Raw genomic sequence first — 24,193 nt, 5'->3', positions numbered from 1 at the left:
CCCGTGCGAGCCGTGCCTGTGAGCGAGATCGAACTGTCCGAGGCGCAGAGCCGCGCCATTGCCCAGACCGTGCGCGAGGCGCTGGCCCGCCGGCGCATCTCGCGGCAGACGCTGGCCGAGGAGGCCCGGATCAGCATCTCGACCCTGGAGAAGGCGCTCGCCGGCCGCAGGCCCTTCACCCTGGCGACGACGATCCGCCTGGAGGAAGCCCTGGGCCAGTCCCTGCGCCAGGAGACGGCGCGCCCGGCCCCGGAGGCGGCCCGTCACGCGCCCGACGAGCTCGGCTCCTACTCGCGGGAGAGCGTCGCCTGGATCGAGGGGCGCTACCTCACCCTGCGGCCCTCGTTCGGGTCGGCGGGCGCGATCTTCGCCTACCGCACCGAGATCGCCTGGGACGCGGACGCGGCCCGCCTCGTGTTCCGCGAGGCCGAGCGGCTCGACGCCCCCTTCGCGCAGTCCGGCAGCGTCGCCGTGCCGAGCCAGTCGGGCATGATCTACCTCGTGACCAACTGGCACGGGCAGCACCGCCTCGCGGTGCTGTGCCGCCCCAACATCCAGGGCGAGATGTACGGGGTCCTGACGACGCTCCACGCCGGGCGCGGCACGCAGCTGACCCCGGCCGCGGCGCCCCTGGCGCTGCTGCCCGAGCAGGCGGGCGCGCACGGGTACGGGCGGATCGGGCCGGAGGAGCCGGGCTACGCGCCGTACCGGGCCTATCTCGCCCGGGTGAACGACGACGGCTACGCCACCTTCTTCACGGGCGTCGCCTGACGGGATCTGACGGATGAGCCCGAAGGCGCGGCGCGCGGCGGGCTTGGAGCGGGTACCGGGAATCGAACCCGGGTATTCAGCTTGGAAGGCTGCTGCTCTACCATTGAGCTACACCCGCGCGGGCGGATCGTTAGCACGCCGGGATGGCCGTGAGAAGGTGGGTCGGGATCGCTGCAGCGCGGGCGCCGTCCCGCATTCCCGGCAGCGACGGCCGGCTCACAGACACGGATTCATGACCGGCTCGCGCGGGATCGAGAGCAGGTCGTCGACCTGGGCGCGCAGGCCCGCGGCGCCGCCGGTCCGCAGGGCCTCGTACAGGGCCTCTGCGTCGCGGCCGCAGACCGCGCCGGGCCGCTGCTCCGGTTCCGTCGTCCCGTCGCGCGGCGGGCCGGCCCTGTCCGGGGCGTTGTCGGCGATGAACCGATCGATGCGCGCGAGCGCGGCGCGCAATTCCTGCTGGAAGTCCGGGTCGACGCCGGCGTGGCACGCCTGTCCGACGGCGCGCATCGCCTGCAGGATGCCGCGCATGCACAGCACCGCACCCTTGCCGGTCCGGTCGACCTTCGTGACGGTGTCGCCGCGCCGAATGGTCTGGATCCCGTTCACGAGCGCCTCCGCCGATCCCGGTCCGGCCTGACCGGGGGCCTCCGAGGCCACGGCCAGGAGCGCGCAGGCCGCGGCGGCGCAGCCGACGATCAGGGATCGCGGTCGGGACGGCGTGCGTGTCGTGAGGCGCATGGATCCGGTGCCGTCTCCACCGCGCGACCGCGGCAACATCCGCGCCCGCTCAACCCAGGCCCAGGGCGGCGCGGGCCTCCGCGGGCGTGGCGACGCGGCGGCCGTGGCGCGCCACCGCCTCGGCGGCGAGGCCGACAAGCTCGGCGTTGCTCGCCGCCAAGCGGTCCTTCGTCACCCGGATGTTGTCCTCCAGGCCGGTGCGGACCGCATCCGCCCCGCGGGCGAGCGCCCAGTCCATCACGATCGCCTGGTTGCGTCCGATCCCGGCCGCCGTCCAGGTCGCCTCCGGCAGGATCCGCCGGGTCTCGGCGAGCAGGATGTCGAGGAGGTGCTCCTCGGCCGGCATCGCGTTCTGGACGCCCATGACGAACTGCACGTGCGGGCGCGCGTCGATCAGGCCCGCCTCCACGAGGCGCTTGGCGCCGTGCAGGTGCGAGAGGTCGAAGATCTCGATCTCGGGACGGACGCCGTACTGCTTCATCTGGCCGGCGAGGTCGGTCACGAGGCTCGCGGAATTCTCGTAGACGATCGTCGGGAAGTTCACCGAGCCGGTGGACAGGGAGGCCATGTCGGGCCGGTGCCTGAGCGAGAGGCCGCGGGCGGCCGGGTCGCGCCCGCGCCCGCCAGTCGAGAACTGCACGATCATCCCCGGGCAGTGCCGGCGCAGCCCCTCCTGCACGGCGGCGAACCTGTCCGGATCGGAGGAGGGCGACTCGTCGTCGTTGCGCACGTGGATGTGGCAGAGCGTGGCGCCGGCCTCGAAGGCCTGCTGCGTCGACTCGACCTGCTCGGGCACGGTGACGGGAACGGCCGGGTTGTCGGTCTTGCGCGGCACCGAGCCGGTGATCGCCACCGCGATCACCACGGGCGCGTCGCTCCGGGATCCTGCCATTCGCCTGTCCTCCCTGCCGCATCGGGCTTCCGCGACCGGGATAGCGCCGCGGGATCCGGATCTGAACCGCCCGGCGCGGGCGGCAGCTCCGTGTGCGGGACATCTCCGGCCGGATGACAGCCCGGACTTGAGTCTTGCGGGCGCTTGCCGCACCTCTCGACCCGCGAGGCACACGATGAACGACACCGTCCTGGTCCTGAACGGGCCGAACCTGAACCTGCTCGGCAAGCGCCAGCCGGAGATCTACGGCCGCGAGACGCTGGCCGACGTCGAGGCCCTGTGCCGCGAGACGGCCGCCGCCCTCGGCCTCGCGGTCGATTTCCGCCAGAGCAACGCCGAACATGTGCTGATCGACGCGATCCACGAGTACCGCGTCGGCTCGGCCGGCATCGTCATCAATGCGGGCGCCTACACCCACACCTCGGTCGCCATCCTCGACGCGCTGAACACCTGCGAGGTGCCGGTGATCGAGTGCCACATCTCGAACGTTCACCGCCGCGAGGCCTTCCGCCACCATTCCTACATCTCGCTCGCGGCTACGGCCGTGCTGGCGGGATTCGGCACGCACGGCTACGCGCTGGCGATCCGGCACCTCGCGCATCTGCGGGCCGGCAGACCTGCTTGAGGCGCGGATAGCGCCACGATCAGGGTTGACGCTGGCGGAGACAGGGCGGAGGAGGGCGGTCAGGCCCTATTCCCACGCGATCTCTCTGGCCGGACCGGTTCTCAAGGCCCCGGAGAGCGCCCCAAGCGGAGCGCGCACGCCGCATGACCAGCCCCTTCCTGCCCCTCGACCGGAAAGTGATCGCCCGCGAGGCGGCCAAGATGTTCCTCGAGATCGAGGCGGTGCTCTTCTACAAGGACGAGCCGTTCAAGTTCACCTCGGGCTGGGCGAGCCCGGTCTACACCGACAGCCGGAAGATCATCTCGTTCCCGCGCCTGCGCTCGACGCTGATGGATTTCGCCACCGCCACCATCGTGCGCGAGATCGGCTACGAGAAGCTGACCCACATCGCCGGCGGCGAGACCGCCGGCATCCCCTTCGCGGCCTGGATCGCCGACCGGATGATGCTGCCGATGCAGTACATCCGGAAGAAGCCCAAGGGGTTCGGCCGCAACGCCCAGATCGAGGGTGAGATCGTCGAGGGCGCCCGGACGCTGCTCGTCGAGGACCTCGCCACCGACGGGCGCAGCAAGGTCAATTTCTGCAAGGCCCTCCGCGATTCGGGCGCCCAGGTCGATCACTGCTTCGTGCTGTTCTACTACGACATCTTCCCCGACAGCGCCGCGCTGATGGAGGAGATCGGTATCAAGCTCCACTACCTCACCACGTGGTGGGACGTGCTGGCGGTGGCCAAGGAGATGGGCACCTTCGACCCGAAGACGCTGGCCGAGGTCGAGCGCTTCCTCAACGCGCCGGCGGAATGGTCGGCGGCCCACGGCGGCATCTCCGCCTTCGGCCAGGCCTGAGGGGCATCCCGCGATGAGCGTCGCCGACCTGTTCCCCGCCGAGCGCCAGGCCGCGAAGACCGTCGACCGGATCACGATCCGGCGGCCGGACGACTGGCACATTCACCTGCGCGACGGCGCGATGCTGAAGGCGGTGCTGCCCTACACGGCGGCGCAGTTCGCCCGGGGCATCATCATGCCGAACCTCGTGCCGCCGGTGACAACGGTCGCCGCGGCGCAGGCCTACCGGGAGCGCATCCTGGCGGCCCTGCCGGCCGGCATGGACTTCACCCCGCTGATGACCTGCTACCTGCGGGACGACACCGACCCGGACGAGATCGAGAGGGGCTTCGCCGAGAAGGTCTGGGTCGCCGCCAAGCTCTACCCGGCCGGCGCGACCACGAACTCGCACGCGGGCGTCACGGACCTCGTCGGCATTACCCCCGTCCTGGAGCGCATGGAGCGGATCGGCATGCCGCTCCTGATCCACGGCGAGGCGACCGACCCGGAGATCGACATCTTCGACCGCGAGGCCGCCTTCATGGAGGGCAGCTTGATCCCGCTGCTCGCTCGCCATCAGGGGCTGAAGGTCACCGTCGAGCACGCCACCACGGCGGAGATCCTCGACGTGGTCCGGGAGCACCGCGGCCGGTGCGCGGCGACGATCACGCCGCACCACCTCGTGATCAACAGGACGCACATCTTCCAGGGGGGGCTGCGCCCGCACCTCTACTGCCTGCCCGTGGCCAAGCGCGAGCGGCACCGTTTGGCCCTGCGCGAGGCCGCGACCTCCGGCGAGGCCTGCTTCTACCTCGGCACCGACACCGCCCCGCATGTCCGCGGCGCCAAGGAGGCATCCTGCGGCTGCGCCGGCGTGTTCTGCGGGCCTTCCGCGCTCCAGACCTACGTGCAGGTCTTCGACGAGGAGGGGGCGCTCGACAAGTTCGAGGCCTTCGCGTCGCTCAACGGCGCCCGCTTCCACGGGCTGGAGCCGAATGCCGGGACCGTGACCCTGGAGCGGCGGGAGAGCCGCATCGCCGAGGCCGTCGCGGTCGACGACACCGCGGTGGTGGTGTTCCGGGGCGAGGAGACGCTGCCCTGGTCGGTGGTATAGCGAATCAGGGCGATGGGTGCGCTCCGTCATCGCGAGCGCAGCGAAGCGACCCAGGGATGCGCGACATCGGTGATCGTCGCGCGACACTGGATTGCTTCGCTGCGCTCGCAAAGACGATGATCGGCGATCCATTCAATCGGCCGAGCCATCTTTGCCTGGATCCAACCTCCGGTTACCGATCTTCCGTTGATCCGGGGGAGGGCAAGATGCAGGACGCGCGACAGGACGGCATCACCGCCATGGGCGCGGTGGACCTCGCGGCCGCCATCCGCGGCCGGGTGGTCTCCTGCGCGGAGGTGATGCGCGCCTATCTGGAGCGGATCCACCGGATCAACCCGCGGGTGAACGCCCTCGTGGGCCTCGCCGACGACGCCGCGCTCATGCGCGAGGCCGAGGCGGCCGACGCCGCCCTGGCGCGGGGGGACGCCGTTGGGCCGCTGCACGGCTTCCCGCTGGCCGTGAAGGATCTCGACCCGGTCCGCGGCCTGCGGTTCACGCAAGGCTCGCCGATCTTCGCCGACCGGGTCGCCGACACCGACTCGATCATGGTCACGCGCCTGCGCGCCGCCGGGGCGATCTTCATCGGCAAGACCAACATTCCCGAGTTCGGCCTCGGCTCGCACAGCTTCAACCCGGTCTACGGCGCCACCGGCAACGCCTACGATCCGGACAAGACCGGGGGCGGGTCGAGCGGCGGCGCCGCCGTCGCGGTGGCCCTGCGGATGCAGCCGGTCGCCGACGGCAGCGACCATGCCGGCTCCCTGCGCAACCCGCCGGCCTTCAACAATTGCTACGGCCTGCGCCCGAGCTGGGGCCGGATCCCCGCCGAGGCGAAGGACGTGTTCAGCCCGAACCTCGGCGTGCTCGGGGCGATCGGGCGCACGCCCGGCGATATCGGCCTCATGCTCTCGGTGCTGGCGGGCTACGATCCGCGCTGCCCGAACGCCATCCGGCAGGACCCGTCGGCCTTCGCGAGCCCGCTCGCCCGCGACTTCCGCGGGACGCGGATCGCGTGGCTCGGCGATTGCGGCGGCCAGATCCCGTTCGATCCCGGCGTGCTCGACGTCGGGCGCGCCGCCCTGGCGACCTTCGCGGAGATCGGCTGCACCGTCGAGGAGGCGACGCCGCGCTACGACATGGAGCGGCTCTGGGAGGACTGGCTGGTGCTGCGGGCCCTCACCGTCGCGGCGAACCTCCGCCCGTTCTACGACGAGCCCCGTCACCGGGCCCTGCTCAAGCCGGAGGCGGCCTGGGAGGTCGAGCGGGGGCTGGCGCTCGGCGCCGACCGGATCATCGCGGCGCTGGAGGGGCGCACCCGATGGTACGAGACCCTGCGCCGCTTCATGGAGGCCTACGACTACGTGGTCATGCCGAGCGCCCAGGTCTTCCCGTTCGACAAGGCCCTGCGCTGGCCCGAGACGGTGGGCGGCCACGCGATGGACACCTATCACCGCTGGATGCAGATCACGATCCCGGCGACGATGTCGGGCCTGCCGGCCCTCGCCGTGCCGGCCGGGTTCGGCGAGGCCGGGCTGCCCACCGGCATCCAGATCGTCGGCCCGAACCACGGCGAGCTCGCCTGCCTGCAGCTCGGCGCCGCCTACGACGCGGCCAGCAGCTGGGGCCGCCGCTTCCCGCCGCCGCTGCACTGAGCGCGCGGCTCCGGCACTGAACCGGCGCGGAACCGGCGCGATTGCACGCGCGGACGCGTTGACCGGCCCCGCGCACTCCGCTAAGAGGCCCGACACTTCGCGCGCCGACCATGAGCCAGTTCCGGATCATGGGGCCGCCGCGGGGCAGGTTCGGGTTTCCGATGACGACGGTCCTTATTGTAGCGGTAGCGTCACCGACGGGGCGGCCCTGAGCTAGGGCCGCGATCCGGGCGGTGGCGCATGCAGGGTCCCTCGGGGCCCTTTTTTGTTGCCCGCGGCCGGGCGGGACAGGACTGGGACGGACGGAGATCCGGGGCGAGAGGCACCTTCGGGCGAGGCGGAGACCGCCCCGCGTGACGGGGGTGCCGGGAGAGAGGACGGGGCAGGGCGGCGATCACGGGATCGCGGTGGCTCCGGAGAGCGCGAGGAGACGAGCATGGGCGGCGAGGTCATGACCGGGGCCGAGATGGTCATCCGGGCCTTCCAGGATCAGGGTGTCGACACGCTGTTCGGGTACCCGGGCGGCGCCGTACTTCCGATCTACGACGCGCTCTTCCACCAGAACGCCGTCAAGCACATCCTCGTCCGCCACGAGCAGGGCGCCGTCCACGCGGCGGAGGGCTATGCCCGCTCCTCCGGCAAGGTCGGCTGCGTCCTCGTCACCTCGGGCCCCGGCGCGACCAACATCGTCACCGGGCTGACCGACGCGATGCTGGACTCGATCCCGCTGGTCTGCATCACCGGCCAGGTCCCGACGCACCTGATCGGCACCGACGCCTTCCAGGAATGCGACACGGTCGGCATCACGCGCCACTGCACGAAGCACAATTACCTCGTCAAATCGATCGACGACCTGCCGCGCATCCTGCACGAGGCGTTCTACGTGGCGGCGAACGGCCGGCCGGGCCCGGTCGTGGTCGATCTGCCCAAGGACATCCAGTTCGCCTCCGGCCTCTACGAGCGCCCCGAGATCGCGAGCCACAAGACCTACCGCCCGGCCGTAAAGGGCGATTCCGACCGGATCCGCGCGGCCGTCGAGCTGATGGCGGGTGCGCGCCGGCCGGTCTTCTACACCGGCGGCGGCGTGATCAACTCGGGTCCCGAGGCCTCGCGCCTGCTGCGCGAGCTCGTCCGCGAGACCGGCTTCCCGATCACCTCAACCCTGATGGGCCTCGGCGCCTATCCGGGCACGGACGAGAAGTTCCTGGGCATGCTCGGCATGCACGGGACCTACGAGGCCAACCTCGCGATGCACGAGTGCGACGTGATGATCTGCGTCGGCGCCCGGTTCGACGACCGGATCACCGGCCGGCTCGACGCGTTCTCGCCCTTCTCCAAGAAGATCCACATCGACGTCGACGCGTCCTCGATCAACAAGGTCGTGAAGGTCGATGTCGGGATCGTCGGCGACTGCGCCTCGGTGCTCGCCGACATGCTGGAGGCGTGGCGCGCCCTGCCGTCGCGGCCCGACAGGTCGAACCTCGATCCGTGGTTCCAGAAGATCAGCGCCTGGAAGGCGCGGGACTGCCTCGCCTACTGGCCGTCGGGCACGATCATCAAGCCGCAATACGCCGTGCAGCGCCTCTACGAGGCTTGCAAGGACCGCGAGACCTACATCACCACCGAGGTCGGTCAGCACCAGATGTGGGCCGCCCAGTACTTCAAGTACGACGAGCCGAACCGCTGGATGACGTCGGGCGGCCTCGGCACGATGGGCTACGGCCTGCCGGCCGCGATCGGCACGCAGCTCGCGCACCCGGACGGGCTCGTGATCGACATCGCCGGCGAGGCCTCGATCCTGATGAACATGCAGGAGATGTCGACGGCGGTGCAGTACCGCCTGCCGATCAAGGTGTTCATCCTGAACAACGAGTACATGGGCATGGTCCGGCAGTGGCAGGAGCTGCTGCACGGCTCGCGCTACTCGCAGAGCTATTCGGAGAGCCTGCCGGACTTCGTGAAGCTCGCGGAGGCCTACGGCGCCAAGGGCATGCGCTGCGAGAAGCCGGGCGACCTCGACGGCGCCATCGCCGAGATGCTCGCCTACGACGGCCCGGTGATCTTCGACTGCATCGTCGACAAGACCGAGAACTGCTTCCCGATGATCCCGTCGGGCAAGGCGCACAACGAGATGCTCCTGTCCGATTACCTCGGTGAGACCGGCGTCGAGCTCGGCGACGTGATCTCCGAGGAAGGCAAGATGCTGGTGTGAGGGCGGGCGGCCCGGCGTCACCGCCGGGCCGCGATCCGCCGCTGCGGCGGCGATGGGTCGAACGACGAGGACGAGGCCGGCGATGAACGCGATGAACACCCACTACCCCGATGCCGTCCGCGTCGAGCCGGTGAACCGGCACACGCTGGCGGTGATCGTCGACAACGAGCCCGGCGTGCTCGCCCGCATCTCGGGCCTGTTCTCCGGCCGCGGCTACAACATCGAGAGCCTGACCGTCTCCGAGACCGAGGAGGCGCGCCACATCTCGCGCATCACCATCGTGACCACCGGGACGAACGCCGTGATCGAGCAGATCAAGGCGCAGCTCGACCGTCTCGTGCCGGTGCACCGGGTCGTGGACCTCACGCTCCAGGGCAACGCCATCGAGCGCGAGATCTGCCTCGTGAAGGTGAAGGGCGAGGGCGAGCACCGCAGCGAGGCCCTGCGACTGGCCGCTGCCTTCGGCGCCAAGACGCTGGACGCCACGCTCAACTCCTTCGTGTTCGAGCTGACCGGCGCCACCGAGGATGTCGACCGGTTCGTGCGCCTGATGAGCGTGATCGGTCTGGTGGAGATCTGCCGGACCGGCATCTCCGCGATGGGACGCGGGGCGGAGCCGCTCTAAATCTGGCAACCAGGCCGAACATTGTTGCGGGGAGCCGGCTGTATCGATGAGGCGAGCCGATTGCGGTCGCCTCGCCGTGGCGGACACGCGGCGCCCGACTTCGTCGATCAAGGATCTCTCATGACCGCCCGCACCCTCTACTACGCCCCCGGCGCCTGCTCGCTCGCCGCCCACATCATCCTGGAGGAGTCCGGGCTGCCCTACGAGGGCATCAAGCTCGACCTCGCCGCGGGCGACCAGCGCCGGCCGGAATACCTCGCGATCAACGATCGCGGCCGCGTGCCGGCCCTGACCGAGGACGGCTGGGTCCTCACCGAGTGCGCGGCCATCATGCGCCACGTCGCCCGTCAGATTCCCGAGACGGGGCTGTGGCCCGCGGACCTGCGCGAGCAGGCGGCCGCGGACGAGTGGCTGGGCTGGCTCGCCTGCAACCACCACGTGACCTACGCCCATGTCCGACGTCCCGAGCGCTACTCCGACGACGAGAGCGCCTTTCCGGGCATCAAGGCGAAGGCGGCCAACACCTACGCCGACCTCGCCACCATGACCGAGGTGCGCCTCTCGCACGGCGGCTGGGCGGTGGGCGACCGCTTCAGTGTCGTTGACGCCTACCTGATGGTCTTCTGGTTCTGGGCCAACGGTCCGGTGCTGCGGTTCGACATGGCCGGCCGCTTCCCGGCTTGGACCGCCCACGCCCGCCGCGTCGCCGAGCGCCCGGCCGTGCAGGCCGTCTTCGCCCGCGAGGGCCTGCCGCTGCCGCGCTGACGCGGTTCGGCCGCGGCACCCCCTTGCCGCGGCCGCCGAATCGGCCTAGAGGGCGTACCGTACGGTACGGTACGCCATTTCGAGACGATGCAGGCCAGCGCCACAGCAGAGCAGGAAGCCCCGTCGGCCCGCCAGCAGGCGGTGCTGGACGCCGTGCTCGGCCTCATGGTCGAGGACGGCGAGCAAGTCACCATGGACGCTGTCGCGCGACGGGCGAGCTGCTCGAAGGAGACGCTCTACAAGTGGTTCGGCGACCGCGACGGGCTGCTGACCGCGACCGTGCGCTGGCAGGCCTCCCGGGTCCATGCCGGGCACGACTCCGCGCAGGTGCTCGACGGCGCGACCCTGCGGGAGCGCCTGCAGGACTTCGCCGTGACGTGGCTGGAGGTCATCACCGGCCCGACCTCGGTGGCGCTGAACCGCATCGCCATCGCGCATGCGGGCTCGCGCAAGAGCAATCTCGGCGGCATCGTCCTCGCCAACGGCCGCTTCGCCATCGGCGAGCGGGTGAAGCCCGTGCTGGAGGCGGGGCGCGCCGCCGGCCTGCTCACCTTCGCCGACAGCGAGGCCGCGTTCCGCACCTTCTTCGGCCTCGTCGGCCGGGATATTCAGATCCGACTTCTGCTCGGCGAGACCCTCGACCTCGACGGGGCCGAGATCCGGCGCGATGCGGGCCGCGCCGTCGAGCAGTTCCTGGCCCTCTACGGCCGGGCCAAACCCGACCCGAACCACCGATCTTAAGAGGAGACAGACATGCGGGTGTATTACGATCGCGACGCCGACCTGAACCTGATCAAGGGCAAGAAGGTCGCCATCGTCGGCTACGGCAGCCAGGGCCACGCCCACGCGCTCAACCTGCGCGATTCCGGCGTGAAGGACATCGTCATCGCGCTGCGCGAGGGCTCCGCCACCGCCAAGAAGGCCGAGCACGAGGGCTTCAAGGTCCTGTCGGTCGCCGAGGCCGCCAAGTGGGCCGACGTGGTGATGATGCTGACCCCCGACGAGCTGCAGGGCGACATCTACCGCGAGTCCCTCGAGGGCAACATGAAGCAGGGCGCCGCGCTCCTGTTCGCCCACGGCCTCAACGTCCACTTCAACCTGATCGAGCCGCGCAAGGACCTCGACGTCCTGATGGTCGCCCCGAAGGGCCCGGGCCACACCGTGCGCTCCGAGTACCTGCGCGGTGGCGGCGTGCCGACCCTGATCGCCATCGCGCAGGACGCGAGCGGAAACGCCCACGACCTCGGCCTGTCCTACGCCTCGGCGAATGGCGGCGGCCGCGCCGGCATCATCGAGACGACCTTCAAGGAGGAGTGCGAGACCGACCTGTTCGGCGAGCAGGCCGTGCTGTGCGGCGGCCTCGTCGAGCTGATCAAGGCCGGCTTCGAGACCCTGGTCGAGGCGGGCTACGCCCCCGAGATGGCCTATTTCGAGTGCCTCCACGAGGTGAAGCTGATTGTCGACCTCATCTACGAGGGCGGCATCGCCAACATGAACTACTCGATCTCCAACACGGCCGAGTACGGCGAGTACGTCACCGGCCCGCGCATCGTCACGCCCGAGACCAAGGCCGAGATGAAGCGCGTGCTGAACGACATTCAGTCGGGCATCTTCACCCGCAACTGGATGCTGGAGAACCGGGTCAACCAGACCTCGTTCAAGGCGACCCGCGCCAAGCTCGCCGCCCACCCGATCGAGGAGGTCGGCGCCAAGCTCCGCGGCATGATGCCGTGGATCTCCGAGAAGGCGCTGGTCGACAAGACCCGCAACTGATTGCTTCGGATCGCGCGGCCGGGCTCTGCTCGCCCGCGCTTGAGGGCCGGTCGCGCGAAGGCGTGGCCGGCCCTTCGCGTTCCGGGTTGTCCGGCACCGGAAATCCCGGCCATAAGCCCGGCAGCGGTCTCGCCTGCACGAGGACCGGCAAGCGGAGAGGACACCCATGGCATCGCTCTATTCCGACGCGCACCGGGCGCTGCAGGAGGAGTTCGGCACCACCAAGCTCGCCGTGCGCCTCGACGAGGACTGGGTCCACGAGAGCGTCCAGCCGGACGAGGCCGCCTTCATCGGCTCCCGCGACATGTTCTTCCTCTCGACCGTCGACCCCGACGGCATGCCGACTGTCTCCTACAAGGGCGGTCCCACGGGCTTCGTGAAGGTGCTCGACGACAAGACGCTCGTCTTCCCGGGCTTCGACGGCAACGGCATGTTCTACTCGATGGGCAACATCGAGGGGCAGGCCAAGGTCGGCCTGCTGTTCATCGACTTCGAGACGCCCCACCGGATCCGCGTCCAGGGCCACGCGTCGCTGCTGCGCGACGACGCCCTCATGGCCGCGTACACCGAGGCCAAGTACCTCGTGAAGGTCGCGGTGACGAAGATCTGGATCAACTGCCCGCGCTACATCCACAAGTACCAGAAGCTCGAGCAGAACAAGTACGTGCCGCGTCCCGGCCGCGAGACCCCGCTCGCCGCCTGGAAGCGCCTCGACCTCGCGGGCGACGTGATCAGCGATGCCGACAAGGCCCGCGTTGCCCAGGAGGGCCGGCTGGAAGTCGCGGAGTACGAGGCGCTGATGGCCCGCGGCGAGGCCTGATCGTCCATTCCGGCCGCCCCGCAGTCCCGGGCGGCCGGTGAGGAACTCAATTTTCGTCAAATCAGATTTTTCCGAGTATAAATCTGCCGTACAAAATACTAATAAAGCAAAACTTCTGTGTTCTATAGTTTAATTGTCCAAAAAATTCTTGACGATGCGAGTGCCGAGCCATAAATTTCGTGCAGATTTTGCCGATCGCATCTTTGCTCGGACCGTTAAGATCATGGTTTCGCTCCCGCTGCGCGTCGCATTGATCTGCAGCATCCTGATCGCTGCGGTGTTCGCGGGGGGGACGACTTTTCTCGCCCGCCGAATCGACGCTTCCTTCGATGAGCAGGCCGCAGAGATACAGTCGGAGACGCTGTCGAACGAGGCGCGCGAGGTCCGCTTCCGCCTCGCGGTAGCGGCCAAGACTGCCGAGAGCATCGCGGCCTCCGCGTCGGCCCTGCGCGCCGGCCGCATCCAGGACCGGGACATCTACGACGCGCTGCTGCGCGAGCTTCTGCGCGCCAACCCCGAGCTGATCGCCACCTGGACGGGCTGGGAGCCGAACGCTCTGGATGGGCGCGACCGCGCGTTCGCCGGCACGGCCTCCTCGGACGCGAGCGGCCGCTTCATGCCTTACTGGAACCGCGGGAGCGGCACGATCAAGCGCGAGGTCCTCACGGGCTACGAGGCCGAGCCGGACGGCGCCTATTACCTCCGGCCGAAGCGGCTGAACCGCTTGGTCGCCATCGAACCCTACATCTACCCGGTGGCCGGAAAGGACGTCGTCATGATGTCCTTCGGTGCGCCGATCAGCGTGGACGGCACGTATCGCGGCACCGCCGGCGTCGACATCGATCTCGGGTTCCTGAATGCCGCCCTCGGGGCGGCGAGGCCGTTCGGGACCGGCTACCTCGCCGTGGTCTCGGCGAACGGAACGACCGTCGCGCATCCGACCCGCGCGGCGGCCGGGAAGCCGATGCACGGCTTCGACGCGTCGGCGGCCGACGCGGCCCGGCAGGCGATCGCGGCGGGAGCCGTGGTGGTGACCGACGCGCCGGGCCCGGACGGGGCGCCGTGGCGCTACATGGCGCAGCATATCCAGGCGGGCGAGACGCCCGACCGCTGGGCGATCGTCGTCGCGGTGCCGGTGGCGACGCTCACGGCCGCCGCCGATCGGGCGCGCGCGACGCTGATCGGCATCTCGGTCCTCTGCGTGCTGATCGGGTGCGCGGCCGTCTTCGGCGCGCTGCACCGTCTCGTCGGGGCGCCGATCCGCGGCCTCGGCCGGACCATCGGCGACATGGCCGCGGGCGATTACGGGGCGGATGTGCGCGAGGCGCGGCGCCGCGACGAGGTCGGACTGGTCGGGCGTGCCGTGCTGAAGCTGCGCGACGGCCTGCGGGCGCAGGCGGAGGCCGACGCGCGGACGCGGGCGGAGGCTCAGGCGGCGGCCGACCGGGACCGCAAGCGGGTGTACGCGGACCTGGCGAACAGCTTCGAGCAGGCCATCGGCGGCATCGTCGCGACGGTCACGGACGCGGCCACCGCGCTGCAGGCCACGGCCGGGGCGCTGGCCGCCACGGCGTCGGAGACCGCCGGCCAGTCGACCACCGTCGCGGCCGGGGCCGAGGAGGCCGCCGCCAACGTCCGGGCCGCGGCCTCCGCGGCCGAGGAACTCGGCAGCTCGGTGCAGGAGATCGGGCGTCAGGTCCAGGGATCCGCGCAACTCGCGCGGGCCGCGGCCGACGAGGCCGGGCGCACGGTGCGGCTGGTGGAGGATCTGAGCGCGGCGGTGATGAAGATCGGTGATGTTGTGGCGCTGATCAGCGGCATCGCCGGCCAGACCAACCTGCTGGCCCTGAACGCCACCATCGAGGCGGCCCGCGCCGGCGAGGCCGGCCGGGGCTTCGCGGTTGTGGCCGCCGAGGTGAAGGCGCTGGCCGAGCAGACCGCACGGGCCACCGAGGAGATCGCGGGCCAGATCGCCCGCGTCCAGGCCTCGACCGAGCAGGCGGCCTCGGCGATCGGCAGCATCACGACGCGCGTCGACGAGATCAGCGGGGCGGCCACGACGATCGCGGCCGCGGTCGAGCAGCAGGGCACGGCAACCCAGGAGATCGTCCGCAATGTGACCCAGGCCGCCGCCGGCACGGGCGAGGTGACGACGAACATCGCCCGCGTGGCCGAAGCCGCCGACATGACCGGCTCTGCCGCCGGTCAGGTGCTGGAATCGTCCGCGGACCTGTCGCGGCAATCCGCGCATCTCCGGGCGGAGGTCGGCCGCTTCCTCGGAACGGTGCGCGCGGCCTGATGGTCGCCGTGCCGGCCCGCGCTACGGCGCCTTGCGGGCGACGATGAACACGCGCGGGAAGGCGAGCAGGCGCCGCCCGTCGCTGCGCGGCGGGTAGGCGGCGTCGATCGCGCGGGTGTAGGCCGCCAGGAAGCCGGCCCGCTCCTCCGGATCCAGCGGGTCGAGGAACGGCCGGAGCCCGGTCGCGCTGACCCAGTCCACGATGGCGGCCGCGTCCGCCATGCGGTGGTGGTAGGCGGTGCGCCAGACGTCGACGGCGGCGGCGCGCGGCGCCAGCAGGTCGTAGTAGGCGGCGGGTTCCAGCATCCGCCCGAGGCGGCCGGCCACGGCGGGATCGCCGATCGCGGCCGCCCAGGGGCCGTCCGCCGCGACCGCGCGCATCAGGCGATGGGTGTGCTCCGCGAGGTTGTCGGGCATCTGCACGGCGAGCACGCCGCCCGGGGCGAGGAGACCGAACAGCCGCGGCAGCAGGGTCGCGTGGTCCGGCAGCCATTGCAGCACGGCGTTGGCGTAGATCAGGTCCGGGGCCCGCTCGGGTACCCAGGTGGCGGCGTCGGCCAGCGCGAAGGACAGGCCCGGCAGGCGGGCGCGGGCGCTCTCCAGCATCGCCGGGGAGGTGTCGAGGCCGATCACCTCCGCGTCGGGGAAGCGCGCCGCGATCAGCGCGGTGGAATTGCCCGGCCCGCAGCCGAGATCGACGGCGAGCCGCGGTGCGTCGAGGGGCACGCGGGCGAGGAGCTCGGCGGCGGGGCGGGTCCGCTCGTCCTCGAAGCGGGTGTAGAGGGCGGGGTTCCAGTCGGCCATCACACCCTCCCGTATCGATCCGTCAGCAGCCGAGCCGGTCGGCGAGATCCGCCAGATCCCGCGCCGCGTGGGTGACCGGCACCGTCGGCGCAGTCTCGCCGCCGGCCGGGCCGTGCTCGTGCGGGCGGGCGATGTGGGCGGTGGCGAGCCCGTGGCTGGCGGCCGCCGCGAGATCGTTCCAGTGGGCGGCGACCATCATGGTCTCGCCGGCCGCGAAGCCGAAGGCCGCGACCGCGTCGCGGTAGAGCGCCGGCTTCGGCTTGTAGTCGCGGGAATAGCCGGCGCCGAGCACCGCGTCGAAGATCAGGCCGTTGCGGCGGGCGAGGTCGGCCATCAGCCGGACATGCCCGTTGGAGTTCGGTGCCAGGAGGTGCTTCTCGCGCAGGCGTCGCAGCGCGTCCGGCACCTCGGGCCACGCGTCGAGCCGGTGCCACGCCTGGACAAGCTCGCCCCGCACGGCCTCGGAGACGCCCGCGATGCCGAACTGCGCCAGCACGCTGGGCAGCGACTCGGCCTGGAGCGTGTCGAGGTCGACGTAGGGTCGGGCGCCGGAGCGCACCGTCTCCATCGACGGGTTGTAGCGGGCCCGCCACGCGTCCGCGAAGGCGCCGGCATCGAGGTCCGGCGCGACGGGCGCGAGCAGCCGCGCCGCCTCGCGGGCGACGCCGGAGCGCCAGTCGACCAGCGTCCCGAAGACGTCGAAGATCAGCGCCCGGACGGTCACCGCACCGCCTGCAGGCTGGGACCGCGCCGTACGAAGCCGACGATGTCCTTGACCGCGTCGAGGGTCTGCGCCGCGATGGTCTCGGCCCGGGCGCCGCCGTCGGCCAGCACAGCGTCGATATGGCTCGGATCGGCGGTGAGGCGGCGCATCTCCTCGGCGATCGGCGCGAGGCTCGTCACCGCGAGGTCGGCCAGAGCCGGCTTGAAGGTCGAGAACTGCGCCCCGCCGAAATCGCGCAGAACGTCCTCGCGGGTGATCCCGGCGAGCGCCGCGTAGATCCCCACGAGGTTGTCGGCCTCGGGCCGCTCCTTCAGGCCCGCCACCTCGGATGGCAGGGGCTCGGGGTCGGTCTTCGCTCTCCGGATCTTCTGCGCGATGGCGTCCGCGTCGTCCGTGAGGTTGATGCGGGCGTTGTCCGACGGATCCGACTTCGACATCTTCTTGGTGCCGTCGCGCAGCGACATGACCCGGGCGGCCGGGCCGCCGATCAGCGGCTCCGTGATCGGGAAGAACGCGTCGCCGTGGCCGTGCGCCGTGATCGACCCCGAGAAGTCGGTGTTAAACTTCTGTGCGATGTCCCGAGTCAGCTCCAGGTGCTGCTTCTGGTCCTCGCCGACCGGCACATGGGTCGCCCGGTAGGCCAGGATGTCGGCCGCCATCAGCACCGGGTAGTCGTAGAGGCCGATCGAGGCGTTCTCCCGGTCCTTGCCGGCCTTCTCCTTGAACTGGGTCATGCGGTTCAGCCAGCCGAGACGGGCGACGCAGTTGAACACCCAGGCGAGCTCGGCGTGCTGCGGCACCTGGCTCTGGTTGAACACGATCGAGCGCTTCGGATCGATGCCGGCGGCGAGGAAGGCGGCCGTGACCTCGCGGATCTGGCCGCGCAGGGCCTCGGGATCCTGCCAGACGGTGATCGCGTGCAGGTCGACCACGCAGTACAGGCACTGCGCGTCGCGCTCCTGCATCTCCACGAAGCGCTTCACCGCCCCGAGATAGTTGCCGAGGTGCAGGTTGCCGGTGGGCTGGACGCCCGAGAAGACCAATTCGGTGAACGCGGCCATCGGCGCCGATCCTGAGCGAGGGAAGACCGGGGCTCCGCGCCGTCCGGGCGCGCGGTTACTCGCACCCGTAGGCCGGAATGGTCAAGGACGCGCTCACGGCTCCCGCGTGGGCAGCTTCGCGCTGGGGCAGAGGTCGACCAGGACGCAGCGCCCGCAGGCCGGGCGATGATGATGGCAGACCTTCTGCCCGTGCAGCATCAGGATCTCGTGATTGTCGTAGAGGTCCTGCGCGCTCCAGTCCGCGGGGAGCTGCGCCCGCAGGATCGGGTGCGACGGGCCGACATCGACCCGCCTGCCGATCAGCCCGAGGCGCTGGGCGACCCGGTGATGGTGGCTGTCGACCGGCAGCGCCGGCATCCGCAGGGTGGAGAAGGACAGGACCGCCGCGCTGGTCTTCGGCCCGACGCCCGGGATCGCCTGCAGCCATTCCCGCGCCGCCTCGACCTCCATGTCGGCCAGGAAGGCGAGGTCGAGGCTGCCGTGCCGGTCGCGCAGGGCGCGGAGCACGTCGCGGATACGCGGCGCCTTCAGCTCCGGCCAAGTCACGCCCGCGATGGCGGCCTCGATCTCCGGCACGTCCGCGTCGAGCACCGCGTCCCAGTCGGGGAAGCGCGCCCGCAGCGCCTTGAAGGCCCGGCCGGATTCGGCATTGCGGGTCCGGTGCGACAGGAGCGACGAGACGAGCTCGCTGACCGGATCGAGGCTGTGGAAGTAAGGGATCGGGCAGCCGTAGACCGGGCAGAGCCGCGCGTGGACGGCGAGCGCCTTCTCGGCCAGCGCCGGATCCGCGACGGCGGGGACCGCCTTGCGGCGTGAACGCGGGACGGTCGCGGATCTGAGGTCGGCGGCGGGCATGTCGGGCGAATCCGTCAGCCGCCGCCCCTGTTCCTGCTGGTACGAGGCAGCGGCGATCTGTCCGCATCGTCGGGTCCGCGCGCTTCCAGCGGAGAGCAGGGCGCGCTCGATTCCGAGGCGGTCGTCGCGACCGAAGGGCGCCGCCGCCGGCCCGCGCTCGCCTACTTCACCAGCGCGTAGATGTTCACGTCGAGGCTGTCGTCGGTGCTGTCCTTGAGGTCGGTGGCGTACTCCTCCACGAACCGGTCCTGCACGACGATGTCCTTGGCATCGAGGTAGGCGGTCAGCGTCTCGTAGGTGCTGTCGATCGACTCGTAGGAGCCCTTGTGGGCGAAGCGCAGCGCCTTGCCGGAGGGCGTCGTGCCGAAGCGCAGGCCGTCGGTCTCGGCCGGTGCCGGGCTCGGCGCGGCCGCCACCGGGACCATCGCCTCGAACTCGAAGCCGTCGTCGTCCGTGCGGGTGAAGACCGCGAGCGGCCGGCCGGCCGGCGCGACGCCGAGCTTGGCGAGGTCGGCCTCGATCCGCGCGAAGGCCTGCTTCAGGTTCGGCACGGCCTCCTCCCACTTGGTCTTGCCGGACAGGATCGCGGCGGGCTTGGCCGGGAGGGTGACCTCGTCGACGTCGCCGGGCTCGCCGGCCTTCTCGATGAGCGTGGGCCGGCCGGGTGTCCCCGTGCTCGTGGCCGGGGGCGTTCCCGCCGCAGACTGGCCCGCGGGCGGGGGCGCCACCGATTGCTGCGGGGCCGGGGCCGCGCTCTTGTCCGGGTCCGCGACCGGGTTCGGCGCGGTCGTGGTCGGCAGCGGGTTCGTCTGGGCCGGCGCGGGCGCCGTGGAGGGCGGCGGCGCGGGCTGCTGCTGGGCGGCGATCGGGCCGGCCGACGCGAGTACGAGGGCGGCCGAGAGGGCGACGAGCGGACGAAGGCGGATCACGTAGGGCGCTCCGGTCGAGGCCCGCGGATGATCGCGCGGGCTCCCGCGGCGTAACCTAGTGGCGAACGGGACGGCCCGCGAGGGCGCCGCGGACGAGAGCCGCGGGTGCGGCGCATCTGCCACGCCGTGGCACCCCTCGCGCCGGGCAGCGGCTTTTGCGATATAGCCCGCGCCTTCCTCCAACCGCGGGACCGCATGAGCGCACTCGCCCACAGACGCTTCCTGAAGATGCACGGCGCCGGCAACGCGATCGTGGTGCTGGACCTGCGCGGCTCCGCGGCGAAAGTCCGGCCCGAGGAGGCGCGGGCGATCGCCCAGGATCCCGGCTCGACCTTCGATCAGCTGATGGTCCTGCATGATCCCGTGAGTCCGGGCACGGACGCGTTCATGCGCATCTACAACACCGACGGTTCGGAATCGGGCGCCTGCGGCAACGGCACGCGCTGCGTCGCCTACGCGATGCTCGACGACCCGGCCATGGCGCGGCCGGCCGAGGGAGGCCGGCTCACCCTGGAGACCAAGGCCGGCCTGCTCGGAGTGCGCCGCGTCTCGGAACGCGCCTTCACGGTCGATATGGGCCGGCCGCGGCTCGCCTGGGACGAGATCCCCCTGTCCGAGCCGTTCCCCGATACCCGGCGGATCGAGCTGCAGATCGGCCCGATCGACGACCCGATCCTGCACTCGCCTGGCGCCGTGAACATGGGCAACCCGCACGCGGTGTTCTTCGTGGAGCAGGATCCGGACAGCTTCGACCTCGCCCGGATCGGCCCGATGCTGGAGAACCACCCGCTGTTCCCGGAGCGCGCCAACATCTCGGTGGCGCAGGTGACGGGCCGCGAGACGATCAAGCTCCGTGTCTGGGAGCGGGGGGCCGGGCTGACGCTCGCCTGCGGCACCGCCGCCTGCGCCACCGTGGTGGCCGCCTCGCGCCTGCGGATGATCGGCCGGCAGGCCAGCGTCGCGCTGCCGGGCGGCGAGCTGTTCGTCGAGTGGCGTGCCGACGACCACGTCCTGATGACCGGTCCGGTCGCGCTCGTCGCCGAGGGGACCCTGGCGCCGGAGCTGTTCGACAGCGCGGCCTGATGGCGGTCGAGACCCTCACCTTCGGCTGCCGCCTCAACACGGTCGAGTCCGAGGCCCTCCGGGCCCACGCGGCTGCGGACGGGCGCGACCGGGTGGTGGTGAACACCTGCGCGGTGACCGCCGAGGCCGGGCGGCAGGCCCGCAAGGCGATCCGGCGCATCGCCCGGGAGCGGCCCGGCGCCGAGATCGTCGTCACCGGCTGCGGCGCCGAAGTCGAGACGGAGGCCTACGCGGCCATGCCGGAGGTCGCGCGCCTCGTCGGCAACGCCGAGAAGCTGCGGCCGGAGGGCTGGTCTGCGGCCGCGACCGGCCCGGGCGCCGTCATGGCGGCGCGAACGGCCGAGCCGACGCGGGTCGAGGCCGTGGCCGGGCACACCCGCGCCTTCGTGCCCGTGCAGAACGGCTGCGACCACCGCTGCACCTTCTGCGTGATCCCGTTCGGGCGGGGCGTCTCCCGCTCGGTGCCGGAGGCGGACGTGATCGCGCAGGTCGAGACCCTCGTGGCCCGGGGTGGGCGCGAGGTGGTGCTGACCGGCGTCGACCTCACCGCCTACGGCCGCGACCTCGCCGGCCCGGCCCCGTCCCTCGGCGGCCTCGTGCGGGCGATCCTCCGGGCGGTGCCCGACCTCGCGCGCCTGCGCCTCTCCTCGATCGATTCCGTCGAGGCCGACGACGCCCTGTTGGCGGCGATCGCCGAGGAGGAGCGGCTCATGCCGCACCTGCACCTGTCGCTGCAGGCCGGCGATGACCTGATCCTCAAGCGGATGAAGCGCCGGCACCTGCGCGCCGACGCGATCCGCTTCTGCGAGACGGTGCGGCGGCTGCGACCCGACATCGTGCTCGGCGCCGACCTGATCGCCGGCTTCCCGACCGAGACGGAGGCGCAGTTCGCCCGCTCCCTCGACCTCGTGGCGGAGTGCGGGCTGACGCACCTGCACGTCTTCCCCTATTCCCCACGTCCCGAGACGCCGGCCGCGCGCATGCCGCCGGTTGCGCCGGACGTGATCCGTGCGCGGGCGGCGCGGCTGCGCGAGGCGGGTGCGGGTGCCCTGCGGCGGCACCTCGACGCGCAGGTCGGGCGCCGCCTGACGGTCCTGGCCGAGCGAGGCGGCGTCGGGCGGAGTGTGGATTTCACGGCCGTGCGGCTGGCGGCCGATGAGGCGCCCGGGACGTTTCACAGCATCGCCATCGCCGGGCACGACGGGGCGCGGCTGATCGGCGCCTAGCGCCCGGTCTTCCTGGCCTGTCACACTCCGTGCCGGCCCCGAAAGGACGGATGCGGTCCAGGCGCATGTTCAATCGTGCCCGGCGCCGTCTTTGCGAGCGGAGCGAAGCAATCCAGCGGCGCCAGGTCTCCCGATGTCGCGCTGCCCTGGGTCGCTTCGCTGCGCTCGCGATGATGCGAGGCTCACGCGCCCATCGTCGCCACGGCTTCGGCGATGTGCGGTGGGGGCGGCGCCGTCACCGTGATGGCCTCCCGTTTAGGATAAAGCGGGATCGACAGCGCCCGCGCGTGGAGGTGCAGCGCGCTCCCGCGGGGCGCGCCGCCGTAGACCGCGTCGCCCAGGATCGGCCAGCCGGAGGCGGCGCAGTGGACCCGGAGCTGGTGGGTCCGGCCGGTGACCGGCTTCAGCTCCAGCCAGGTCCGCCCGCCGGCGCGGCCGAGCACCCGCCAGTGCGTCAGCGACGGGTCCCCCGCGGGGTCGGCCTTCATCCACCACGAGCGCGGATCGTCCGAGCGGCGGGCCAGCGCCAGGTCGATGCTGCCTTCCTCCTCGGCGGGACCGCCGGCCACGATCGCCCAGTAGGTCTTGTCGACGGCGCTGCCGGAGAAGAGCTTTCCGAGCCGCGCCAGAGCCTTGGCGTGGCGGCCCAGCGCGAGGCAGCCGGAGGTGTCGCGGTCGAGCCGGTGCGCGGCCTCCGGCCGGCGGGGCAGGCCGAACCGGAGCGCGTCGAGGTGGTCGGTGAGCGTCTCGCCGCCGCGGGGGCCCGGATGGACCGGTAAACCCGCCGGCTTGTCGATGACGAGCAGCAGGGCATCGCGGTAGAGGAGGCGCGCGCCTATGTCGAAGGCGTTGGACATCCGGATCGGCTAGAGGGTCGGTGTCGGCGGGGCAAGGTGGGGCGAGGACGCGATTTCATGGCGAGCGAGGAGAAGCCCGGCTGGTTTGGACGCCTGTTCGGGCGCAAAGGCCAGCCCGCGCCCGAGGACAGAGCCGAGGATCAGGCCGAGGACAAGCCCGAGGCCGAGCTTCCGGCCGGGGCGGCCTCGCTCTCCGAGGGGGAGCCGGACTTCGCCACCGCCGCGGAAGATGTCACCCACGTCCCGCTGCCGCCCGAGGAGACCGGGGAGCCGGTCCCGGACGCGGTCGAGGGTGCGGACCTGCTGCCCGTGGAGGGCGAGCCGGAGCGTCCGCCGGCCGGCACCGCCGGTGACGATCCCGCGCACGGCGCCGACCCGGTCGATACGGGTGATATGAACCGCGAGCCGGTGGTGGAGCCGGCTGCCGACGTGCAGCCCGAGATTCAACCCGCTTCCCAGCCCGACATCCAGCCGGTCGACAACGCCGCGGCCCTCGCGCACGACGCCGGCGCCGGGCCGGACCGCGAGCCGGAGGCCAAGGGCTGGTGGAGCCGCCTCACCTCCGGGATGAAGCGGACCTCGTCGGCGCTGTCCGACCGGGTCACGGGCCTGTTCACCAAGCGCAAGCTCGACGCCACGACCCTTGAGGACCTGGAGGACGCCCTGATCCAGGCCGATTTCGGCCTGGAGACCGCGATGCGGGTCTCGGAGGCCGTCGGCAAGGGCCGCTACGAGAAGGGCATCTCGCCCGACGAGGTCCGGGCGATCCTGGCCGCGGAGGTGGAGCGGGCGCTGGAGCCGGTTGCGGTGCCGCTGACGATCGACGCCGCCCGGAAGCCCTTCGTGATCCTGACGGTCGGCGTGAACGGCGCCGGCAAGACCACGACGCTCGGAAAGCTCGCCTCGAAGCTGCGGGCGGAGGGGCGCACCGTGATGCTCGCGGCCGGCGACACCTTCCGCGCGGCGGCGATCGACCAGCTCAAGGTCTGGGGTGCGCGCACCGGCACGCCGGTGGTGAGCGGCGCGCAGGGGGCGGACGCGGCGGGCCTCGCCTTCGACGCCCTGAAGCAGGCGGGCGCCGCCGGCACCGACGTGCTGCTGATCGACACCGCCGGCCGGCTCCAGAACAAGGCCGGCTTGATGGCCGAGCTGGAGAAGATCGTCCGCGTCCTGCGCAAGCAGGACCCGGAGGCGCCGCACGCCACGCTCCTCGTCCTCGACGCCACGGTCGGCCAGAACGCGCTCAGCCAAGTGGAGCTGTTCTCGCAGGCCGCGCCGGTCTCGGGCCTGGTGATGACCAAGCTCGACGGCACCGCCCGGGGCGGCATCCTGGTGGCGCTGGCGGCGAAGTTCGGCCTGCCGGTGCACTTCATCGGTGTCGGCGAGGGCGTGGAGGATCTGGAGCCCTTCGCGGCCCGCGACTTCGCCCGGGCGATCGCCGGGCTGGAGAAGGATTAGGGCGCGGGCGCCCGCCGCTCTTCGGTGCGCGATGTCATGGACATCGCCCGCTCCGCGTTACACACACCCCGGCGAATCCCGTCCGA

General features: G+C 71.5%; 23 protein-coding genes and 1 tRNA gene. 15 read left to right on the top strand and 9 right to left on the bottom strand.

Translation table 11 applies throughout. From position 1 onward, the window contains the following. Nucleotides 1-18 precede the first annotated feature (18 nt). Nucleotides 19-771 carry a helix-turn-helix domain-containing protein gene (locus BLW78_RS10715; protein ID WP_091679297.1) on the top strand — a complete coding sequence of 251 codons (753 nt, stop codon included), beginning with the start codon at nucleotides 19-21 and terminating at the stop codon, nucleotides 769-771. 44 nt (nucleotides 772-815) lie between these two features. Here BLW78_RS10715 and BLW78_RS10710 read toward each other — a convergent pair. From BLW78_RS10710 to BLW78_RS10700, 3 genes are all read right to left on the bottom strand, one after another. Further along, nucleotides 816-889, bottom strand: a tRNA-Gly gene (locus BLW78_RS10710). 98 nt (nucleotides 890-987) lie between these two features. Further along, nucleotides 988-1,509, bottom strand: a complete 522-nt coding sequence (locus tag BLW78_RS10705) for a hypothetical protein (RefSeq protein ID WP_091679295.1) — start codon at nucleotides 1,507-1,509, stop codon at nucleotides 988-990. A gap of 49 nt (nucleotides 1,510-1,558) precedes the next feature. Further along, a complete protein-coding gene (locus BLW78_RS10700) occupies nucleotides 1,559-2,401 on the bottom strand; it encodes a 3-oxoadipate:acetyl-CoA acetyltransferase (protein WP_091679292.1) in 843 nt (280 codons plus the stop codon). A gap of 175 nt (nucleotides 2,402-2,576) precedes the next feature. On the opposite strand from BLW78_RS10700, the gene aroQ reads away from it, so the two are divergent. The 11 genes from aroQ (at nucleotide 2,577) to BLW78_RS10645 (ending at nucleotide 15,110) form a co-directional block, all read left to right on the top strand. Further along, on the top strand, nucleotides 2,577-3,026 hold the full coding sequence (aroQ, locus tag BLW78_RS10695) for a type II 3-dehydroquinate dehydratase (RefSeq protein ID WP_091679289.1): 450 nt from the start codon (nucleotides 2,577-2,579) through the stop codon (nucleotides 3,024-3,026). Nucleotides 3,027-3,169: 143 nt separating this feature from the next. Beyond that, entirely contained in the window at nucleotides 3,170-3,871 is a 702-nt protein-coding gene (locus BLW78_RS10690) for an orotate phosphoribosyltransferase (RefSeq protein WP_056531596.1), read from the top strand. Between the two features lie 13 nt (nucleotides 3,872-3,884). After that, a complete protein-coding gene (gene pyrC, locus BLW78_RS10685; RefSeq protein ID WP_091679286.1) occupies nucleotides 3,885-4,964 on the top strand; it encodes a dihydroorotase in 1,080 nt (359 codons plus the stop codon). A 206-nt stretch (nucleotides 4,965-5,170) separates the two neighbouring features. Continuing rightward, the gene (locus BLW78_RS10680; protein WP_091679283.1) at nucleotides 5,171-6,616 is read left to right on the top strand and encodes an amidase; all 1,446 of its coding nucleotides are present in this window, start codon (nucleotides 5,171-5,173) and stop codon (nucleotides 6,614-6,616) included. Between the two features lie 436 nt (nucleotides 6,617-7,052). Next, nucleotides 7,053-8,828, top strand: coding sequence for an acetolactate synthase 3 large subunit (locus BLW78_RS10675; protein ID WP_091679281.1), 1,776 nt, complete (start codon nucleotides 7,053-7,055; stop codon nucleotides 8,826-8,828). Between the two features lie 82 nt (nucleotides 8,829-8,910). Then, complete coding sequence (ilvN, locus tag BLW78_RS10670; protein WP_020090724.1) at nucleotides 8,911-9,453, top strand: acetolactate synthase small subunit; 543 nt, start codon at nucleotides 8,911-8,913, stop codon at nucleotides 9,451-9,453. Between the two features lie 120 nt (nucleotides 9,454-9,573). Continuing rightward, nucleotides 9,574-10,218, top strand: coding sequence for a glutathione S-transferase family protein (locus BLW78_RS10665; RefSeq protein WP_091679278.1), 645 nt, complete (start codon nucleotides 9,574-9,576; stop codon nucleotides 10,216-10,218). Nucleotides 10,219-10,305: 87 nt separating this feature from the next. Next, complete coding sequence (locus BLW78_RS10660) at nucleotides 10,306-10,959, top strand: TetR/AcrR family transcriptional regulator C-terminal domain-containing protein (RefSeq protein WP_091679276.1); 654 nt, start codon at nucleotides 10,306-10,308, stop codon at nucleotides 10,957-10,959. Nucleotides 10,960-10,971: 12 nt separating this feature from the next. Next, nucleotides 10,972-11,991 (top strand): ketol-acid reductoisomerase, encoded by a 1,020-nt coding sequence (ilvC, locus tag BLW78_RS10655; RefSeq protein WP_091679273.1) that lies wholly within the window; start codon nucleotides 10,972-10,974, stop codon nucleotides 11,989-11,991. A gap of 166 nt (nucleotides 11,992-12,157) precedes the next feature. Further along, entirely contained in the window at nucleotides 12,158-12,811 is a 654-nt protein-coding gene (locus tag BLW78_RS10650) for a pyridoxamine 5'-phosphate oxidase family protein (RefSeq protein WP_091679271.1), read from the top strand. A 223-nt stretch (nucleotides 12,812-13,034) separates the two neighbouring features. Then, nucleotides 13,035-15,110 carry a methyl-accepting chemotaxis protein gene (locus tag BLW78_RS10645; RefSeq protein WP_091679268.1) on the top strand — a complete coding sequence of 692 codons (2,076 nt, stop codon included), beginning with the start codon at nucleotides 13,035-13,037 and terminating at the stop codon, nucleotides 15,108-15,110. 21 nt (nucleotides 15,111-15,131) lie between these two features. On the opposite strand, the gene tam is transcribed toward BLW78_RS10645, so the two are convergent. From tam to BLW78_RS10620, 5 genes are all read right to left on the bottom strand, one after another. Further along, nucleotides 15,132-15,914 (bottom strand): trans-aconitate 2-methyltransferase, encoded by a 783-nt coding sequence (tam, locus tag BLW78_RS10640; protein ID WP_091679265.1) that lies wholly within the window; start codon nucleotides 15,912-15,914, stop codon nucleotides 15,132-15,134. A 22-nt stretch (nucleotides 15,915-15,936) separates the two neighbouring features. Continuing rightward, on the bottom strand, nucleotides 15,937-16,638 hold the full coding sequence (locus BLW78_RS10635) for a haloacid dehalogenase type II (RefSeq protein WP_091679262.1): 702 nt from the start codon (nucleotides 16,636-16,638) through the stop codon (nucleotides 15,937-15,939). Further along, entirely contained in the window at nucleotides 16,635-17,699 is a 1,065-nt protein-coding gene (gene trpS / locus BLW78_RS10630; protein WP_091679259.1) for a tryptophan--tRNA ligase, read from the bottom strand. Before trpS ends, BLW78_RS10635 begins: the two co-directional genes overlap by 4 nt. A 93-nt stretch (nucleotides 17,700-17,792) precedes the next feature. Continuing rightward, a complete protein-coding gene (locus BLW78_RS10625) occupies nucleotides 17,793-18,554 on the bottom strand; it encodes an endonuclease III domain-containing protein (RefSeq protein WP_042674887.1) in 762 nt (253 codons plus the stop codon). A gap of 161 nt (nucleotides 18,555-18,715) precedes the next feature. Then, nucleotides 18,716-19,483, bottom strand: a complete 768-nt coding sequence (locus tag BLW78_RS10620; protein ID WP_091679256.1) for a GyrI-like domain-containing protein — start codon at nucleotides 19,481-19,483, stop codon at nucleotides 18,716-18,718. A 195-nt stretch (nucleotides 19,484-19,678) separates the two neighbouring features. Between BLW78_RS10620 and dapF the strand changes: the two genes are divergently transcribed. Then, a complete protein-coding gene (dapF, locus tag BLW78_RS10615; protein ID WP_091679253.1) occupies nucleotides 19,679-20,566 on the top strand; it encodes a diaminopimelate epimerase in 888 nt (295 codons plus the stop codon). Beyond that, entirely contained in the window at nucleotides 20,566-21,792 is a 1,227-nt protein-coding gene (gene mtaB, locus BLW78_RS10610) for a tRNA (N(6)-L-threonylcarbamoyladenosine(37)-C(2))-methylthiotransferase MtaB (protein ID WP_091679250.1), read from the top strand. The genes dapF and mtaB overlap by 1 nt, the downstream gene beginning before the upstream one ends. A gap of 182 nt (nucleotides 21,793-21,974) precedes the next feature. Here mtaB and BLW78_RS10605 read toward each other — a convergent pair whose 3' ends face one another. Next, complete coding sequence (locus tag BLW78_RS10605; RefSeq protein WP_091679246.1) at nucleotides 21,975-22,649, bottom strand: RluA family pseudouridine synthase; 675 nt, start codon at nucleotides 22,647-22,649, stop codon at nucleotides 21,975-21,977. A gap of 57 nt (nucleotides 22,650-22,706) precedes the next feature. Here BLW78_RS10605 and ftsY point away from each other — a divergent pair, with 57 nt between their 5' ends. Continuing rightward, a complete protein-coding gene (ftsY, locus tag BLW78_RS10600; RefSeq protein WP_091679243.1) occupies nucleotides 22,707-24,107 on the top strand; it encodes a signal recognition particle-docking protein FtsY in 1,401 nt (466 codons plus the stop codon). The last annotated feature ends 86 nt before the right edge of the window (nucleotides 24,108-24,193 follow it).

It is taken from the genome of Methylobacterium sp. 275MFSha3.1, from assembly GCF_900108435.1.
GTDB lineage: Bacteria > Pseudomonadota > Alphaproteobacteria > Rhizobiales > Beijerinckiaceae > Methylobacterium.
The sequence above is the reverse complement of the archived record's forward strand: the minus strand, read 5'-3'. Positions and strand labels throughout refer to the sequence as shown.